Source organism: Duganella alba, from assembly GCF_009674495.1.
In the GTDB taxonomy this organism is placed as follows: domain Bacteria; phylum Pseudomonadota; class Gammaproteobacteria; order Burkholderiales; family Burkholderiaceae_D; genus Rugamonas; species Rugamonas alba.
The window spans coordinates 1-382 of record NZ_WKJN01000100.1 but is presented as its reverse complement, the minus strand read 5'-3'; the positions used below and the strand labels follow the sequence as shown (position 1 = coordinate 382).

Here is a 382-nt window from a genome sequence, read left to right as displayed (position 1 = left end):
GCTACTACGTCCTTCATCGCCTGTAATCGCCAAGGCATCCGCCATGTGCACTTATTCACTTGTCCCTATAACCTTGACGGCTATTAGGCAAGCATTTACTACTTTGTGATGATGAGTTTTACTACCCTAAGTGTGTAATTTCTTACACGCTTAAATAAAACTTTACTTCTTCCAGATTGTTAAAGAACGGAACTACATTTACCTAAGAATGTCTTCTTACGTAAATCCAGTCTTTGTTACAGCCGATAAGTGTGAACGCTTGATGTGGTTACAAGAACCAGTGCTACTCTAGAAAGGAGGTGATCCAGCCGCACCTTCCGATACGGCTACCTTGTTACGACTTCACCCCAGTCACGAATCCTACCGTGGTAAGCGCCCTCCT

At 44.0% G+C, this 382-nt stretch carries 1 rRNA gene; it reads right to left on the bottom strand.

Annotated features, from left to right (window positions below):
• Positions 1 to 292 precede the first annotated feature (292 nt).
• A 16S ribosomal RNA gene (locus GJ695_RS29435) occupies positions 293 to 382 on the bottom strand; the annotation flags it as partial.